Genomic DNA, 17,006 nt, shown 5'->3' with positions numbered 1-17,006 from the left:
GAACGGAAACCGAGGGGGAACTCCCGATGGAAACCCGCAACCCACGCCGCTGGTGGATCCTGGTCGTGCTGTGCCTCAGCACGCTGGTCCTGGTGGTCGACAGCATGGCGCTGACCGTCGCGGTCCCCTCCATGACCGAGGACATCGGCGCGAGCGCCCAGGACATCCAGTGGATCCTGGACTCCTACATCCTGGTCTTCGCGGGGCTCCTGCTCACCTCGGGAAGCCTCGGCGACCGCTTCGGCCGGCGGAAGATCATGATCATCGGCCTGCTGCTCTTCGGTGCCGCGTCCCTGGCCGCGACGGTCTGCACCAGCCCCGGCGAGGTCATCGCCGCCCGGGTCACGATGGGTGTCGGCGGCGCGCTGATCATGCCCTCGACGCTCTCCATCCTCATCACCGTCTTCGAGGAGGACGAGCGTCCCAAGGCGATGGCGGCCTGGGGTTCCGTGTCGATGCTCGGCCTGGTCGGCAGCCCGGTCCTCGGCGGTGTCCTGATCGACCACTTCTCCTGGCACTCGATCTTCTTCATCAACGTCCCGATCGTCGTCCTCGCCGTCCTCGCCGCTCTCACCCTCATGCCCGAGTCGAAGGGTCCGTGGCAGAAGCCCGACCCGCTCGGCGCGATCCTCTCCGCCGTCGGCATGACCGCCCTGATCTGGTGGATCATCGAGATCCCGCAGCACGGCGCCTTCGAGGGCCGCTCGCTCGTCACCCTGGCCGTCGCGGTCGTGACCCTCGGCGGATTCGTGGTCTGGGAGAACGTCACCCCCGAGCCGATGGTCCCGCTGGTCCTCTTCAAGCACCGCAACTTCAGCGGCGGTTCGCTCTCGCTGACCCTCGTGCAGATCGGCAACGGCGGCCTGCTCCTCGTCCTCACCCAGTACCTGCAGTTCGTCCTCGGCTACTCGCCGGTCAAGGCGGGCCTCGCCTTCGTCCCGCTCGCCGTCGCCGCGCTGATCGGCAACGGCGCCGGCGCCGGTCTCGCCGCGAAGACCGGCAACCGGATCCTGATCCTCGTCGGCATGCTCGTCATGGCCTCCTCCTTCGCCCTCCTCACCACGGTCGACGCCGACTCCGGCTTCACCGTCCCGGCCGTCGCCCTCGGCCTCCTGGGCCTCGGCGCCGGCCTCGCCATGCCGGCCGCCGTCGGCGCGCTGATGAGCACCATCCCCGAGGAGAAGGCGGGCGTCGGCTCCGCCCTGAACGACACCATCCAGCAGGCCGGCACCGCGCTCGGCATCGCCATCCTCGGCTCGCTCCTCACCAGCACCTACTCCCGTGAGATGCCGGCCGACGCCCCCGAGCAGGCCAAGCAGTCCATCGGCGGCGCCCTCGCCGCCGCCCAGGGCGACGCCCGCCTGGTCGACGCCGCCCGCGACGCCTTCACCTCCTCGATGTCCACCACCTTCACCATCAGCGCCATCGGCGTCCTCGCGGCCGCCGTCCTCGCCACCCTCGTCATGCGGGACACCAAGCCGACCGAGCCCGCCCCCGCCACCGACGGGCCGGAGCCGGAGCCGGAGTCGCGGTCGGAGTCGGAGTCGCAGACGGGGGAGAAGACGGAGTCCGTCGCCTGACCTCCTCGCACGGAAGAGCCGGTGCCCTCAGGGGCACCGGCTCTTCCGTGTGGATACGCGCGGTCGTGGTGACGCGGTGACGACGTGGTGGCGTGGTTCCGTCAGCGAGCCGTCGTCGGCGCCGGGCCGGACGCCACGGCGAGGGCGAGCGCGAGGCCGTGGGCGAGCTGTCGCCCGAGGTCCGCCTCGGGGTCGGCGCGGACGAGCCGCCGGACGGCCTGCATCGCCTCCCACGCGGAGATCTCGGCCAGCGTCCGCCCCCACGACTCGCCGAGCCGGTCGGAGAGGTAGGCGCAGAACCCGAGCTGAATCGTTCCTTCGCGTGCGCGCTCCTCCTGATGCGCCTTGAGCGCCGCCGTCAGGAACGCCGTCGCCTTCCGCGGACCCAGTGCGCTCAGGATGATCCGCAGATACGGGTCCACCAGCCGCGCACTCGCGGGCCGGGGCACCTGGCGGCCTGACCGCTCCGTCGGCTGCAGGGTGGGGAGCACAGGTGGACGAGCGGGACGGCTGTGCGGGTGCGGACGGTCGTGCGGGGCGGACGGCAGAGCATCCCGGTAGTCGTTGGCCATGGGCTCACAGTTATGCGACACCCCCCGGCCCCGCACCCCGCGACACACCCGACGGCGCCTTCAACCCCCGAACGGACGTGTGGCGCGGACGCGGGGCACGGACACACGGACCGGATACGGCCACCGACGTCCGGCCCCGACACGGGCACGGATCCGAGCGGCACGGCGGGTCGTTCACGCGCCGGACTTCCGGGCGTGTGCGTCGAGGGCGAGCCAGACACGGTCGCGCGTGACGGGGAGCCGGGTGAAGCGGATGCCGGTGGCGTCGCGGAGGGCGTTGACGAAGGCGGGGGCGACGGGGTTGAAGGGGCTCTCGCTCATGGACTTGGCGCCCAGGGGGCCGATCGCGTCGGTCGTCTCGGTGAAGTGCACCTCGGTGCGGGGGACGTCGGCGTACTGGGGAAGGCGGTAGCGGCGGAGGGCGGCGGTGGTCACCTCGCCGCGGTCGTCGACGCGGACGTCCTCGAAGAGGGTGGCGCCGAGGGCCTGGGCGACCCCGCCCTCGACCTGGCCCCGGCACTGCATCGGGTTCATCACCTTGCCCGCGTCGGCCGCGTGGACGCTGCGCAGGATGCGGATCTCCCCGGTGCCCGGGTCGACGGCGAGCTTGAACCACTGGGCGTTGAAGGCCACCGAGCGCGGCGAGCCGCCCCAGTGCCCGTCCGCCGCGAGCTCCTCCGCCGCGCCGAGGGCGTGCCCCGCCTCGTACAGCTCCTTCAGCGTCACGAGCCGCCCGCCGCAGTCGACGGCCTCGGCGCCGAGCACGCACGCGTGGCGGGGCACGCCCGTGTGGCGCGCCGCCAGGGTGCGCAGCCGCTCCGCGAGGGAGGTCGCCGCCAGCAGGACCGCCTTGCCGGCGACCACGGTTCCGGCCGAGCCGAAGGCGCCGGTGTCGTGGCGGACGACGTCGGTGTCGGACTGCCGGACCGTCAGGCGGTCCTGCGTGGTGTGCAGCGCCCCGGCCGTGATCTGCTGGTGGACGGTGGTGGTGCCGTTGCCGAACTCGGCAGTGCCGACGGCGATGTCGTACGTCCCGTCCGGGAGGAGGGAGACGCGGGCGTCGGCGTGGTGACCGCCGGGCGGTCCGGTGGCGATCATCGCCATCCCGGCGCCCTGGCCGACCAGCCACCCCTCGGGCACGTCGTCGTCGGCGTCCTCCGCGATCGCCTTCCGTACGACGGACAGGCACTGGTCGAGGCCGTAGGAGGCGATGTGGAGGTCCTCCTCCTCGCCGATGGGGCTGTGCATGGCCTCGCCCGGCCCGATGATGTTCCGCTCCCGGAAGGCCAGCGGGTCCATGCCGAGGAGACGGGCCAGCTCGTCCATCACGGACTCGACGGCGAAGGTGACCTGCCCCAGCCCGTAGCCCCGGAAGGCGCCCGCCGGCACGACGTTCGTGTAGACCGAGTAGGCGTCGACCTTCTTGTGCGGGGCGCGGTAGACGGCGAACGACTCCCCGACGCTGTGGAACATCACCGCCGGGCCGTGGTTGCCGTACGCGCCCGTGTCGGACACGACCCGCATCCGGACGGCGGTGAGCGTGCCGTCCGCGCGCGCCCCCACCTTGATCCCGATGGTGAACGGGTGCCGGGTCGTGGCGCCGTGGAACTGCTCCGCGCGGGTGTACTCCAGTTTCACGGGCCGCCGCAGCTTCAGGGCGGCGAGGGTGACGACGTCCTCGGTCAGCATCTCCTGCTTGCCGCCGAAACCGCCGCCGACCCGGCCCGCCACCACCCGGACCTCGTCCTCGGGCAGACCGTGGAGGGCGCACAGCGCCCGCCGGGTCAGGAACGGCGTCTGGGTGGACGAGCGTACGGTGAGCCGCTCGCCCGTACCGTCCTCCTTCGGCTCGAAGTAGGCGACACAGCCGTGGGTTTCGAGGCTGGCGTGCTGCACGCGCTGCGTGCGGAAGGTCTCCTCGTACACGACGTCGGCCTCCGAGAACCCCTGCTCGACGTCGCCGATCTCGCCGTGCACCTCACCGGCCACGTTGTTCTCGACGCGGGCGATCCGCTCCCGAGGGCCCTTGCCGGCGTGCAGGACGGGCGCGCCCGGGCGCATCGCCTCCTCGGGGTCGACGACGTACGGCAGTTCCTCGTACGTCACCTCGATCCGGCGGCACCCCTCCTCGGCCGCCCGCTCGCTGTCGGCGACGACGGCCGCGACCCGCTGCCCGACGTACCGGACGACGCTGTCCAGGACGCGGGTGTCGTCGGGGTCCTCCGTCGGATGCTCGTGGCGGGCGGTGGAGTACAGCGTCGCGGGGGCGTCCTCGTGGGTGAGGACGGCGTGCACCCCCGGGACCCTCAGCGCGGCCGCGGTGTCGATCGCGACGATCCGGGCGTGCGGGTGCGGCGACCGCAGCAGCTTCATGTGCAGCAGGCCCGGGACGTCGACGTCGAAGGTGTAGCGGGCGGTGCCGGTCACGACCTGCGGCCCGGCCGGCGCGCTCACGTTGCGGCCCACCGCCCGTCCCGCGCAGGGACGTTCGGTGTGCTTCACCCCCCGCACGGCGTCCTCGATCGCCCGGTAGCCCGTGCAGCGGCAGATGTTGCCCTTGAAGGCACGCGGAAGGTCGTCCAGCCTGCCGTCGTCGTGCGCGGAGCCCCGCTCGGCCTCCAGCGCGGCCGTCGTCATCAGGAAACCGGCGGTGCAGAAGCCGCACTGGTAGCCCTGCGCGTCGAGGAACCTCTGCTGCACGGGGTGGAGTTCGCCGTCCGGCGAGGCCAGCCCCTCCACCGTGGTGACGGCGCGCCCCTCGGCCCGTACGGCCGGATAGAGGCAGCTGTGCACGGGCTCACCGTCGACGTGCACGGTGCAGGCGCCGCAGTCTCCCGCGTCACAGCCCTTCTTCACCCCGAACCACCCCCGCTCCCGGAGGTAGGTGCGCAGACACTGGCCGGCGCGCGGCGTGGTGTCGAAGGGCCGTCCGTTGACATGGAGTTCGAAGCTCATCGGGCGCCTTCCTCGGAGCCGTGGGACGTGGCGAGTTCGCGGCGGACCTCCTCGGCGAGGCGCAGCCCCATGTGGCGGCGCCAGGCCGGCAGTCCGTGGATGTCGTCGAACCAGCCGTCGTCGGCGACGGCCGACACGATCGCCCGCCGGAGCTGATCGCGTTCCGGCGGCAGCGGGAACCAGAAGCGGTACGGGCGTACGGTCGCCGCGGTGATCGTCACCGCCGTCGAACCGTCCAGCGGGTCGAGCGTCCCGGTCACCAGCGCGCCCGAGCGCCCGAGTCCGTACAGCGAAGCCTGCCGGAAGGCCGTACGGCGCCGCAGGGCGCGGCCGGGCAGGGTGACCGAGCGGAGCAGTTCGCCCTCCGCGAGGTCCTTGCGTCCGGCGCCGGTGATGAAGTCGACGACGTCGACCCGGCGCAGCGAGCCGTCCTGCGCCTGGAGGAGGCAGCTGCCGTCGAGTGCGGCGGTGAGCGAGATCATGGGGCCGGCCGGCAGCCCGTTGCACAGGTTCCCGCCGACGGTCGCCATGTTCCAGATCTTGAACGAGGCGAGGAACGCGCGGCAGCACTGCTCGAACAGCGGCGCCGCGGCCTCGTCCAAGGTCCGCGCATGACGGGAGAGCTGGGCGATCGTGCAGGTCGCGGCGATCTCCAGCGACCCGTCCGGCCGGCGGGTGAGCGGCTCCCAGCCCATCCGGCTCAGGTCGCGCAGTCGGCGCAGGTGCGGCTGGGGCTCGGAGAACAGGTAGGTCCCTCCGCCGAGCCAGGCGTCCCCTGGTCGCCACGGCTCGCGCAGCCGCGCGTCCCGTACGTCCGTGACCGTGTTCAGATCCATGCCACCCCATGCCTTCCGACCCGTGCTTTCAGGCCAGTGAAGCCGGGAGGGGGCGACCGGCACGACTGGTCCGGAAGCCGGAAAACCCCCACCTCGCCGGGGTGGGCACTGGAGGATCGACCAGGAGGAATTCCGGCCCCTCGGCCGGGCGTCCACGGTGCCGCGACCCGCGTCCGCCGTGCGGAGGCGAGAGGAGGACCGCCCGCGGGCGCACGGAGCGCCGCACGGGCGGTCGCGCCGTCAGTACACGTCGCGGACGTAGCGCCTGTCGGCGGACAGCTGTTTCACGTAGGCCGTCGCGTCCTCCGGGCTCATGCCGCCGTGCCGTGCGACGACGTCGCGGAGTGTCTGGTCGACGTCCTTCGCCATGCGGGTGGCGTCGCCGCAGACGTAGAAGTGGGCGCCGTCGCGGAGCCAGGACCAGAGCACGGCGCCGTGTTCGCGCATGCGGTCCTGGACGTAGACCTTCTTGCGCTGGTCGCGGGAGAAGGCGGCGTCGAGACGGTCGAGGTGGCCGGCGGCCAGGTGGTCCTCGAGCTCCTGCCGGTAGTAGAAGTCCGTGGCCTCGCGCTGTTCGCCGAAGAAGAGCCAGTTCGGGCCCGTGTGTCCGCGGGCCCTGCGCTCCTGGAGGAAGCCGACGAAGGGTGCCACACCGGTTCCGGGACCGACCATGATCATGGGGGCCGCCGGGTCGGCGGGCGGGCGGAAGGCGGGGGAGCGCTGCACGAAGACCTGGACGGGGCCGTCGTCGGCGCCGTCGGCGAGGTAGGTGGAGCAGACGCCCCCGCGGTCGCGTCCGCGGTCGTTGGTGTAGCGGACGACGGAGACGGTGAGGCTGACCTCGCCCGGGCGGGCGAGCGGGCTGGAGGAGATCGAGTACAGGCGCGGCTGCAGCCGCTTGAGCGCCCCGGTCCAGTCCCCCGCGGACGCCCGGACGGGGAAGGCGCCGATCAGGTCGGCGGCCTGGAGCCCCCAGCTCCATTTGGCGAGCTCGTCCTTGTTGCCGGGGCGCAGAAGCCGCTTCAGCTCGTGGCTGCCGGTGCGGTCGGCGACGAACCTGAGGAGGTCCGGGGTGATGCGGCTGATGTCCAGGCGGGTGCGCAGGGCCTCGGCGAGCGGCACGGGGCCGATGTCGCCGACGGCGACCGGCTCGTCCGGATCGAGTCCGGTGAGCGCGAGCCATTCGCCGACGAGCCCGGCACCGTTCACCGGCCACACGCCGAGCGCGTCGCCCGCCTCGTACGCGAGCTCGCCGCCCCGGGTGTCGAACGAGAACCGCCGCACCTCCTTCCCCGAACCCGGCAGGCTCAGCAGCCGGTTCCCGACGAGCAGCGTCGCGAACGGCGACGCCTTGGAGTACATGCCGCGGCCGGCGGCGGTGGTGACCGCGCCAGGGGCCGAAGCCTGGCCGTGGGCCGACGTCCGGGCATGGGCCGAAGCCGGAGCGGGGCCGGGACCCGCGACCGGTACCGGCGAGGTCGCCGGAGCCGACGCGGCCGCGGGGCCGGGCGGCGCCGCCGCGCTCAGGGAGGCCAGGACCCCCGTCAGCCACGCGCCGGTGCTCTCCTCGTGGTCGGGCTCGCAGTCGGTACGCGGGTGCAGACGGGTCGCGCCGAGTTCCGCGAGGCGCTCGTCCACGCGCCGGCCGTGCCCGCAGAAGTCGTCGTAACTGGAGTCGCCGAAGGCCAGTACGGAGAAGCGGAGTCCCGTCAGCGGCGGGGCGTCCGGTGCGCTGAGCGCCTGCCAGAAGGCGGCGCCGTTGTCGGGGGCGTCGCCGTCGCCGAACGTGCTGGTGACCACCAGCAGATCCGTCTGCGGGCCGAGTTGGGCGAGGTCGGCGTCCGTCATGGACAGGAGTTCCGGCACGCGCCCCGCTCCGGACAGGGAGCCGGCGACGGTGGCGGCGAAGTCCTCGGCGTTCCCCGTCTGGGACGCCCAGAGGATCAGCAGCCGGCGCGCGGGCACGGCGCCCTCCCCGGCGGGTGCGCCGGCCGGGGAGGCCGTGGACGGGGAGGCGCCCGTGCCCGGCGGCGTGAACGGCGAGGACGAGCCGGTGCGGGAGAACATGCCGGCGAGGAGCCCGTCGACCCAGAGCGCGCGGGCCGGGTCGAGCGGGGCGCCGGACGGCAGCACCGGGACCGGGACCCGGTCCCCGGGCGGCGCGGCGGTCGCCGTGGCCAGGCCCGGCAGACCGGACAGGCCGGAGACGTATCCCGCGAGGTACTGGCGCTCGGACGCGGTGAACGACGGCGGCGCGGCGAGGTCGGCGACGCCGAGCAGCGAGGCGAGCAGGGCCCCGGCCGTGCTCGCCGCGCCCGCCCCGTCGGCGGGGGCCGGAGCGGGGGAGGGGGAGGGGGAGGCGGGCGTCTTCGGGACCGCCGGGTCGTCGCCCCGGCGGGCCGGGGGCACCGGGGCCGCCGTCCGGCAGAGGGCGACCGCACACGCCTTGAACTCCGGCTGGAAGGAGACCGGGTCGACGGCGTCGTTGGTGACGGCGTTGATGCTGAGGTACTCGCCGAACAGGTCGTTCCAGTGGAACGGCGCGAAGCAGTCGCCCGGCCTGACCCGGTCGGTCACCACGACGGGGAGCACGGCGCGGCCGCGGCGCGAGGATATCTCCAGGTGGTCGCCGTCGGTGACGCCGAGCGCCGCCGCGTCCTCCGGGTGGACCTCGACGAAGGGGCCCGGGTCGAGCTTCGCGAGCTTGGCCACCTTCCCGGTCTTCGTCATGGTGTGCCACTGGTGCTGGAGGCGCCCGGTGTTGAGGACGAACGGGTAGTCGTCGTCGGGCAGTTCGGCCGCCGGAAGGTGGGGCCGGGCGAAGAACCGGGCCCGCCCGCTCGGCGTCGGGAAGGCCAGCCGGGGCCGGCTGCCGTCCTCGCGTTCCCGCAGCGACTGGCTGACGCCGTCGTTCACGTAACGGATCGGGTTGCGGTCGGGTCCGTCGCTCGTCGGGGCCGGCCACTGGACGGGCGTGGTGCGCAGCCGCTCGTACGTCACACCGCGCAGGTCCCAGCCGGTCTGGGGGTTCCAGGCCCGCTTGAGCTCCTCGAAGACCTCCTCCGCGCTCGTGTACGTGAAGGCGTCGGCGAAGCCCATCTCGCACGCGACGCGCGCGATGAACCGCCAGTCGGGCAGGGCCTGTCCGGGCGGGTCGACGACTCCCTGGACGAGGGTGAGGTTCCGTTCGGAGTTGATCATGACGCCGTCGGACTCGGCCCACAGCGTGGCCGGCAGCACCACGTCCGCGTACGCGTTGGTCTCGGTCTCCGCGAACACGTCCTGGGTGACGACCAGTTCGGCGGCCTCCAGGGCGGCGATCACCGTCTTGCGGTTCGCGACCGAGGCCACCGGGTTGGTGCAGATGATCCAGCACGCCTTGATGTCCCCGGCGGCCATCCGCTCGAACATGTCCACCGTGCCGCCGCCGAACTCCGTGCGGACGGACCCCTCGGGGACGTTCCACAGCTCCTCGACGAAGGCGCGGTCGGCGTCGACGAGGACCGACCGCTGCCCGGGCAGCCCCGGCCCCATGTACCCCATCTCGCGCCCGCCCATGGCGTTGGGCTGGCCCGTCAGCGAGAAGGGCCCCGATCCCGGCCGGCACAGCGCACCGGTGGCGAGGTGCAGATTGACCAGCGCGTTGGTGTTCCAGGTGCCGTGGGTGGACTGGTTGAGCCCCATGGTCCAGCAGCTCGTCCAGTCGCCGGCCTCCCCGATCCACCGCGCCGCCTGCCGGATGTCGGCCTCGGCGAGCCCGGTGATCTCGGCGACCCGGGCGGGCGGATAGTCGGCGAGGAAGCCGGGCATCCCCTCCCAGCCCTCCGTGAACTCGGCGATGAACGCCTCGTCGGTGTGGCCGTCGGCGACCAGCAGGTGCAGCAGCCCGTTGAGGAGGGCCAGGTCGGTGCCGGGCCGTATCTGCAGGAAGAGGCCGGCCTTGTCGGCCGTGGCGTTGCGGCGCGGATCGACGACGATCAGCTTCGCCCCCGCCTTGACCCGGTCCATCATGCGCAGGAAGAGGATCGGGTGGCAGTCCGCCATGTTCGCGCCGATGACGAAGAACACGTCGGCCCGGTCGAAGTCCTGGTACGAGCCGGGCGGGCCGTCCGCGCCCAGCGACAGCTTGTAACCGGAGCCCGCCGAGGCCATGCACAGCCGGGAGTTCGACTCGATGTACCGGGTCCGTACGAAACCCTTGGCCAGCTTGTTCGCCAGGTACTGCGCCTCCAGCGACATCTGCCCCGAGACGTAGAACGACAGCGCGTCCGGCCCGTGCTCGTCCATGATCGCGCGCAGCCGGCCCGCCACCGCCGTCACGGCGGCGTCGACGTCCGTCTCGTCGAGCTCTCCGCCGCGCTCGGCCCGGACGAGCGCGGTCCGCGCCCGCCCGCCGGCCGCCATCATGTCCGCGCTGGTCGAGCCCTTCGTGCACAGCCGCCCGGAGTTCGTCGGGTGCGCCTTGTCACCGGAGGACCTCACCGCCCGCCGCAGCCCCGTCTCCGGGTCGCGCGCCACGTCGAGGACGATCCCGCAGCCGACTCCGCAGTACGAGCAGACCGTCCGGACAGCCTCGGTCCGCGAGTCCGACGACGCCACCGGGACTCCTCCCCCTCAGGAACCATCCGCCGTCCCGACCTGCGCCGGTACGCCGGACCGTGGGAGGTCTCCCACGGCCACGACCGTACGAACCGCGGGTTTCCGGACCGTCACACCCCACGGGTGCCCGGCGTTACGCGCCCCGCACGACGGCCGGGAGACTACGGTGAGCGACACGAGGACCGCTCAAGGCCCACCAGGGCCCTCGGGGGTGTCCTGCCGATCAGGCCGGGCTCGCGGCCTGACCCGGCGCATCGGCGCGGGGACGCCGGAAGGCGTCAAGACGCACCGACCGGGCTCACTCGATGGTGTGGATTCGAGGGGCGGCTCGGGGGCAGCCGTGCGCGAGGGGCGCGCGCGGGGCGCGCCGTACCGCGCACGGCGGCGGCACGTCTCACCCGCCGCGAGGACCGCCTTTCCGCGACACCTCCCCGCCTCCGGACGCGCCACGGCCCCTCCCCGGATCCCTAGACTCCGCGCACATGTCGCTCTGGCTGCTCAACCACTTCAGCACCTTCACCCTGGCCGTGGTCGTCGTCGGCGGGGCCGTCGTCCTCGCCGTCGCCGGCAGCGTGCTCGCGCGCCGCAGGTACCCGTCGCTGGCCGAGGGCGAGCACAACGACATGGTCGGGGTGACCCTGGGCATGTTCGGCGCGATCTACGGGATCATCCTGGCGTTCGTCATCGTCACCCTCTGGACCCAGCTGGAGAGCACCCAGACCGTCGTCGCCACCGAGGCCACCGACGTCGCGCTCATCGCCCGCGACGCCGCCGCCTTCCCGGCCCCGGTCAGGGCCCGGCTCGACGGCGCCCTCAGCGGATACGTCCACGGCGTCGTGAACCACCAGTGGCCCCTGATGCGCGCGGGAGCGCCCGACTACAACGCCACCGCCGGCAGCCTCCAGGCCGTCTTCGACGTCCTCCAGTCGTACGAGCCGAAGACCGCCCGCGAAGAGGTCTTCTACGAGGAGGCCGTCGCGCACCTCAACGACGTCGCCGCCCAGCGCCGCGCCCGCCTGACCATGGCCGAACAGCAGCTGCCGCCCCTGCTCCAGGTCCTGGCCTTCGGCGGCGCCCTGGTCCTGGTCCCCCTCACCTTCCTCTACGGCATGCGCCGCATGCGCATCCAGCTCCTCTTCGTGGCCTGCGTCGCCGGCCTCATCGGCTTCAGCCTCCTCCTCGTCGTCGTCCTCGACCGCCCGTTCGCCGGCGAGCTGAGTGTCAGCCCGGAGCCGTACCGTCAAGGGGCACTGGCCCCGTACTGGAGCGAGTCGCCGAACGTCACCCCGAACGAGCCCTCGAGCGCGGTCCCAGCAGAGGAGAACACCCCGTGAAGATCCACCTGACCAGCGTCTTCGTCGACGACCAGGCCAAGGCCCTGCGGTTCTACACCGAGGTCCTCGGCTTCGTGAAGAAGCACGACGTCCCGGTGGGCGAGGAGGACCGGTGGCTGACCCTCGTCTCGCCCGACGAGCCCGACGGCACCGAACTCCTCCTGGAGCCCGCCCGCCACCCGGCCGCGAGGACCTACCGCGACACGCTCGTGCGGGACGGCATCCCGCTCGCCCAGTTCGCCGTCGGCGACGTGGAGGCCGAGTACGCGCGCATGCGGGAGCTCGGTGTCTCCTTCACCCAGGAGCCCCGGACGACGGGCCCCGTCACCACGGCCGTCTTCGACGACACCTGCGGCAACCTGATCCAGCTCGCGAGCCGGCCGGCGTAGCGGCCCGTCAGGTGGTGGACATGGGGCCGGGCGGCAGGTGGACGGTCACGATCAGGTGGCAGGTCCCGGCGCCGGCGCCGCGATAGGCGTGCGCGGCGTCGCCGTCGAACGTCGCCGTCTGCCCGGCCTCCACGGAGTGCTCGGTCCCGTCGACGACGAGGGTCATCCGGCCGGCGGTGACCGACACGGTCTCGACGACTCCGGCCTGGTGGGGGTGGCTGGGATACTCCTCGCCCGGCTCCAGCGTCCAGCGCCACACCTCGACGGGCGCCGCGCCGGAGGTGGTCGGCATCAGGCGGGCCTCGCTGCCCCGCGGCCCGGTCCACAGGGGCGTCACGGCGTCCGCGGCGACCACCCGCACCCGGCCCTCGGAAGGCCCCTCCATCAGCGCGGACACCGAGACGCCCAGGGTGTCGGCCAGCCGGACGAGGGTGGCGAAGTCGGGGTTGCCCTGAGCCTTCTCCAGCCCGACCAGGGCGCCCTTGCTGACCTTCGCCCGCCGGCCGAGCTCGTCCAGGTGGCCGTTCCTCGGCGCCTCCTTCAGCGCCGCGACCCTCACCGTCCTCCTCGCCCCCCACTCCGACCACACCACCGTCCACTACCTCGACGCGAAGCAGTCGCACGTCACCGTCTGAACCGAGCCCGCAACGACCAGGGGGCCCGGGTTAGGGGCGCGGCTGGGGGCGGACGGTGAGGATCTGCTCGGCCTGTCCCACGGGCCCGCGGAGGTCGTGCAGCACGCTGCTGGTGAGACCTTGGCCCGTCGGGCCGAAGGACACGGTGGTGTCGAGGCCGGTCCACGGGCCTTCCGGCTGCCGGTGCAGGTGGATCGTCAGATCGAGGTTCGGGAACATCCACGCCGTGGGGTCCTGCTGGACGGCGATGCCGTTCGCGGTGTCCACGAGCGCGATGTACGAGGCGAGCGCACTGCTCTCCTCGCCCCCGACCAGGTCGACGCGCGAGGACAGCCACGCCGTCGTACGGCCCTTGCGGACCGGCGGAGTCCGCCGCACCTCGATGGAGGAGACGTACCCCCCGTCCCACTTCGCCCCCATGTCCCATGGGGGAAGCTCGTCGGGCGCGGGCACCGGCGCGCACGGGCTGTCCGCGACGGCCGAGGAGTCCAGGGACGCCAGCAGCCACGCCCGGGCGCGGACCACCGGCCGCCCGCCGATGACCACACTGGCCTCGAGGAGCTCGATGGTTCGGCCCGGACGGACGGTCTCCACCGTGATCTCGCACTCGTCGAGGGCGATACGGCCGAGGATGTCGTAACTGATCCGCGCCGGCGCGAGCCCGTCCGTCCGCCCCTCCAGGAACCCGTCGATCGCGTGCACCACGAGCCCGGCCAGCGGACTGAAGTGCTGCTCGTCCGTGCTCCACGCCCCACCCGCGTGCCCCGTGGGCTTGTACCGGTTCTCTCCGGTCCGCTCGTAGTAGCTCTCACGGACGGCGCTGCCTGTACTCACGTGATCCCTCTCCCCGGACTGCCCTGCGGCAGATAGTTGCCTCAGCCATCCATCCTAGGGACCGCGTCGATCACGGAACACCCTGACCTGCCGCGACGAGCCGCTCACCCCGCACCGCCGCACCGGTCGGACGCACGAAAGGGCCCTGCCCGTGGGACACCACGGACAAGGCCCTGCCCTCAGTGGGTCAGCACACGACCCAGTAGCCCGGGGACGTCTCCTTGATGGTGCTGGTGGCGAACAGGTTCCACAGGCCGAGGTTCTGCTCCGAGCCGTTGGCGTAGGCGTAGCCGCCGGACTGGTGCGCCCGACCGGCCTGGGTGTGGGCGTAGTTGGTGGCCGTCACACACGTCGAGGTTCCGGTGGTGGTGGCGTTGACCGGGGCGGATCTGGTGCCGGCCGTGCCGGAGGTGTCGACGGCGGCGACGGTGTAGCCGTAGGTCGTGCCGGCGGTGAGTCCGGTGTCGGTGTAGGTGGTGGTGGTGACCGGGGTGGTGTTGACCTTGGTGCCGTCGCGGTAGACGTTGTACGAGGCGGCGCCGGAGACGGCGTTCCACGTCAGCGAAGCACCGGTGGCGGTCGTCCCGCTGACGGCCAGCCCGGCCGGGGCGGGCAGCGCCGGGGTGCTCGTGCTGCCCGCGCCGAGCGCCTTGGCCATGTTCATCACGGCCGTCATCTGCGGGCCGCTCTTCTGCGCGTAGTCGGCCGACTTGTACCCCCACCAGTCCCAACAGCCGCGCGGGTTCCCGGACATGGTGGTGGTCTGCGGGTAGAGCACGATCATGTCGTTCGTGTCGGCGTACTCGTTGAGGTAGCCCTTGTCCATGAGGGCGTTGCCGACCAGGCCGTAGTACTGGTAGCAGCCGTGCAGGGTGACCATCAGCTTGCAGGAGGCACCGCTCTGGCAGCTCTGCGGGACGTACGCGAAGCCCTCGTTGCCCATGCTGATCGCACTGGGACTCCCGCCGGGCGTGTACGCGCTCTGGTCGAACTTGACCAGCTTCCCGGTCAGCGCCGAGGAACCGGCCGGTGCCACACTGCCGAACAGGTGGGTCAGCATGTCCTTCACCGGATCGCCACCACAGTTGTTGATGTACGGCGAGTCCGTGGTGGAGCAGGAGTTGGGGCCGAGCGGGCTGACCCAGGCGTGACCCGAGGGCGACGTGTCGTCGTACACCACGTCCGCGCCGAGATCGCGGTAGTACGTGGCCAGATCGTCGTTCACCGCCTCCTTGACCGTGCTGTCGTTGGTGCCGTGGAACAGCCAGACCTTGTCCCCCGCCAGATTGGCGACCGGGTCGACCTTCCCCGCCGCCGCCCGGTCCCGCGTCAGCTGCTCAAGCTGCGCCGGGGTCTTGCGGGCCATGAGCGTGTCCATACACCCGTACAAGGCCGTGTTCAGGTTGTTCTGCGCGCAGTCGTACGGCCCCGCCGAGAAGATGCCCGCCCCCTTGAACACGTCGGAGTAGGCGACGTGCATCTGGTTGGCCATGAACCCGCCGGACGAAAGCCCGCTCACGTACGCCGAGCCGATGTTGTACTGCTGCAGCGACCCCGGCGTCGGCTCCGGCACGGCCGCCGTCGCGCCACCGACCGCCGTTCCCGCGATCCCGACCGTCGCCAACACGGCCACGACAAGCTGCCTGATCTTCATTCGCATCTCCAAATGGGGGTGGGGATGCGCACATCCTGATGAGCCGATGTGGCCCCAACCACATGTCGTTCCACCACTTCCTCGGACCGCAATGTGGCGCGCCTTGCCATAGAAACGAAAAGTTCCAGCCCCTCAGCTGCGGCGATCACCCCTCGCGCCGCCCGAACCGACAGGCCCCGACACCTGCACTCTCTCGGCGACATGCCCCGGAATCACCTCCCGCGCGCCGCCGATACGGAGACACCGGTTTTCGGACACCCCCGTGGTCCGCGACCAGGCCCCATGCGCACGTGCGGGCCCCTGCGCATCGAACCACCGCGTGCGGTGCGCAGGGGCCTCTGGGCCGGTTGTCCCGCTGCGGCGAGAGCCACTCAACCGTGCTGGGCCGGTGTCGCCAGTCAAGCAGGGTTGGCCTCGGGGGAGCGATGGGAGACAGGCACAGAAAGGGATGCGCGAGGGAAGGCTGAGTACGGTGGATCATCCAAGAAGCAACAGGCCCCTCTCGGGGCACACATGCAAGCGCGGGCCCGGATGCGTCATCGCTGATGCGGATCGGTGAAGACGGGACCGCGAGGTAGGCGGTGCGGGAGTCGCCGCCGCCGTGGCCCCTGATCCGTCCGGCTGCTCGCTCTCCGCTGCCGATGCCGGTGCCGACGCCGTATGTGGGGCGCTCATTGTGGAGGGGGCTGGCAAATGTGGAAGTGGTTTATGGGGAGGGTCGGTATCTGTAATTCGGGTGGGGGGGGGTCCTCGGATATGCGGATGATGTGCCTGGGGGGGGCATAGGTACAGCTCAGGGGGTGGAAGTGCCTTCCTGGAATGCGCCAGGGGATGGCGTCCATTCGGCTGGTGGATGCGAGGGGAGGGGCGAAGGGGTTTTCTCCCTCCGGTAGCGTCGGTCGTAGTGCAGGTCACAGAAGTGGCGATTGTCCGTTCGGCTATGTGAGGCGCGTGTTCCATGACCCTGTCCATCCGTAACCAGCTGCCCGGTACCGTCACCGCCGTCACCGCGGGCGAGGCCATGGCGTCGGTGAAGGTGCGCCTGGACGGCGGCCAGAACATCACCGCCGCCATCACGGCCGACGCGGTGAAGGACCTGGGGCTGGCCGAGGGGTCGTCGGTCAAGGCCCTGGTGAAGGCGACCGAGGTCGCTCTCGCGACCGGACCCGTCGAGGGCATCTCCATCCGCAACCAGCTCGCGGGTTCCGTCACCGAGGTGTCGACCGGTGGCGCGATGGGTTCCGTGAAGGTCTCCGTCGAGGGCGGGGAGCTGACCGCCGCGATCACCAAGGACGCCGTCGAGGACCTCGGTCTGCGTGCCGGTACCTCCGTCGTCGCCCTGATCAAGTCGACGGAGATCTCCCTCTCCGCCGTCTGATCGGCCCCGCTCCCCCCGAGGGCCGCGGCACGCTCCGGCCGACGGCGGTGCTCGGATGGTGGTCGACACGGTCGCCTGTCGGCCGGGTCATCCCATGCTGCTGGAAGGCTCGGCCGGAGCCGACTCGGTGGCGAACTCGGGAAGCCGGCGGGTGAAGACCTCGATGCCCCGAAGCCAGTCGCGCACGGTGGAGCTGTCGTTCTCCGTCATGGCGTTCTCACGATCTCCGCAACGGGTGGT

General features: G+C 72.0%; 12 protein-coding genes. 4 read left to right on the top strand and 8 right to left on the bottom strand.

The genetic code is table 11. From position 1 onward, the window contains the following. The first annotated feature begins 26 nt into the window (after positions 1-26). Positions 27-1,580, top strand: coding sequence for an MFS transporter (locus ACFVZH_RS07495; RefSeq protein ID WP_384894217.1), 1,554 nt, complete (start codon positions 27-29; stop codon positions 1,578-1,580). Between the two features lie 101 nt (positions 1,581-1,681). Here the strand turns inward: ACFVZH_RS07495 and ACFVZH_RS07490 are convergent, their stop codons facing one another. The 4 genes from ACFVZH_RS07490 to ACFVZH_RS07475 form a co-directional block, all read right to left on the bottom strand. Beyond that, a complete protein-coding gene (locus ACFVZH_RS07490) occupies positions 1,682-2,152 on the bottom strand; it encodes a hypothetical protein (RefSeq protein ID WP_384894215.1) in 471 nt (156 codons plus the stop codon). A 174-nt stretch (positions 2,153-2,326) separates the two neighbouring features. Beyond that, positions 2,327-5,107 (bottom strand): molybdopterin-dependent oxidoreductase, encoded by a 2,781-nt coding sequence (locus ACFVZH_RS07485; RefSeq protein WP_384894213.1) that lies wholly within the window; start codon positions 5,105-5,107, stop codon positions 2,327-2,329. Continuing rightward, positions 5,104-5,943, bottom strand: a complete 840-nt coding sequence (locus ACFVZH_RS07480) for an FAD binding domain-containing protein (protein ID WP_384894211.1) — start codon at positions 5,941-5,943, stop codon at positions 5,104-5,106. Before ACFVZH_RS07480 ends, ACFVZH_RS07485 begins: the two co-directional genes overlap by 4 nt. A gap of 240 nt (positions 5,944-6,183) precedes the next feature. Next, a complete protein-coding gene (locus tag ACFVZH_RS07475) occupies positions 6,184-10,542 on the bottom strand; it encodes a molybdopterin-dependent oxidoreductase (protein ID WP_384894209.1) in 4,359 nt (1,452 codons plus the stop codon). Between the two features lie 482 nt (positions 10,543-11,024). Between ACFVZH_RS07475 and ACFVZH_RS07470 the strand changes: the two genes are divergently transcribed. After that, positions 11,025-11,876 (top strand): DUF4239 domain-containing protein, encoded by an 852-nt coding sequence (locus tag ACFVZH_RS07470; RefSeq protein ID WP_384894208.1) that lies wholly within the window; start codon positions 11,025-11,027, stop codon positions 11,874-11,876. Beyond that, positions 11,873-12,265 carry a VOC family protein gene (locus tag ACFVZH_RS07465; protein ID WP_384894206.1) on the top strand — a complete coding sequence of 131 codons (393 nt, stop codon included), beginning with the start codon at positions 11,873-11,875 and terminating at the stop codon, positions 12,263-12,265. The genes ACFVZH_RS07470 and ACFVZH_RS07465 overlap by 4 nt, the downstream gene beginning before the upstream one ends. A 7-nt stretch (positions 12,266-12,272) precedes the next feature. On the opposite strand, the gene ACFVZH_RS07460 is transcribed toward ACFVZH_RS07465, so the two are convergent. From ACFVZH_RS07460 to ACFVZH_RS07450, 3 genes are all read right to left on the bottom strand, one after another. Continuing rightward, positions 12,273-12,824: a helix-turn-helix domain-containing protein gene (locus tag ACFVZH_RS07460; protein WP_384894204.1), complete on the bottom strand. Its 552-nt coding sequence runs from the start codon at positions 12,822-12,824 to the stop codon at positions 12,273-12,275. A 106-nt stretch (positions 12,825-12,930) separates the two neighbouring features. Beyond that, positions 12,931-13,734, bottom strand: a complete 804-nt coding sequence (locus ACFVZH_RS07455) for a thioesterase family protein (protein WP_384894203.1) — start codon at positions 13,732-13,734, stop codon at positions 12,931-12,933. Positions 13,735-13,921: 187 nt separating this feature from the next. After that, entirely contained in the window at positions 13,922-15,388 is a 1,467-nt protein-coding gene (locus ACFVZH_RS07450; RefSeq protein WP_384894201.1) for a fibronectin type III domain-containing protein, read from the bottom strand. Between the two features lie 958 nt (positions 15,389-16,346). Between ACFVZH_RS07450 and ACFVZH_RS07445 the strand changes: the two genes are divergently transcribed. Then, positions 16,347-16,766, top strand: coding sequence for a molybdopterin-binding protein (locus tag ACFVZH_RS07445; protein WP_384894199.1), 420 nt, complete (start codon positions 16,347-16,349; stop codon positions 16,764-16,766). An 87-nt stretch (positions 16,767-16,853) separates the two neighbouring features. On the opposite strand, the gene ACFVZH_RS07440 is transcribed toward ACFVZH_RS07445, so the two are convergent. Next, entirely contained in the window at positions 16,854-16,976 is a 123-nt protein-coding gene (locus tag ACFVZH_RS07440) for a hypothetical protein (protein WP_384894197.1), read from the bottom strand. Between the last annotated feature and the right edge of the window lie 30 nt (positions 16,977-17,006).

The sequence above is a fragment of the Streptomyces sp. NPDC059534 genome, from assembly GCF_042743475.1.
Classification (GTDB): Bacteria; Actinomycetota; Actinomycetes; order Streptomycetales; family Streptomycetaceae; genus Streptomyces.
This window is presented reverse-complemented; position numbering and strand designations above follow the sequence as displayed.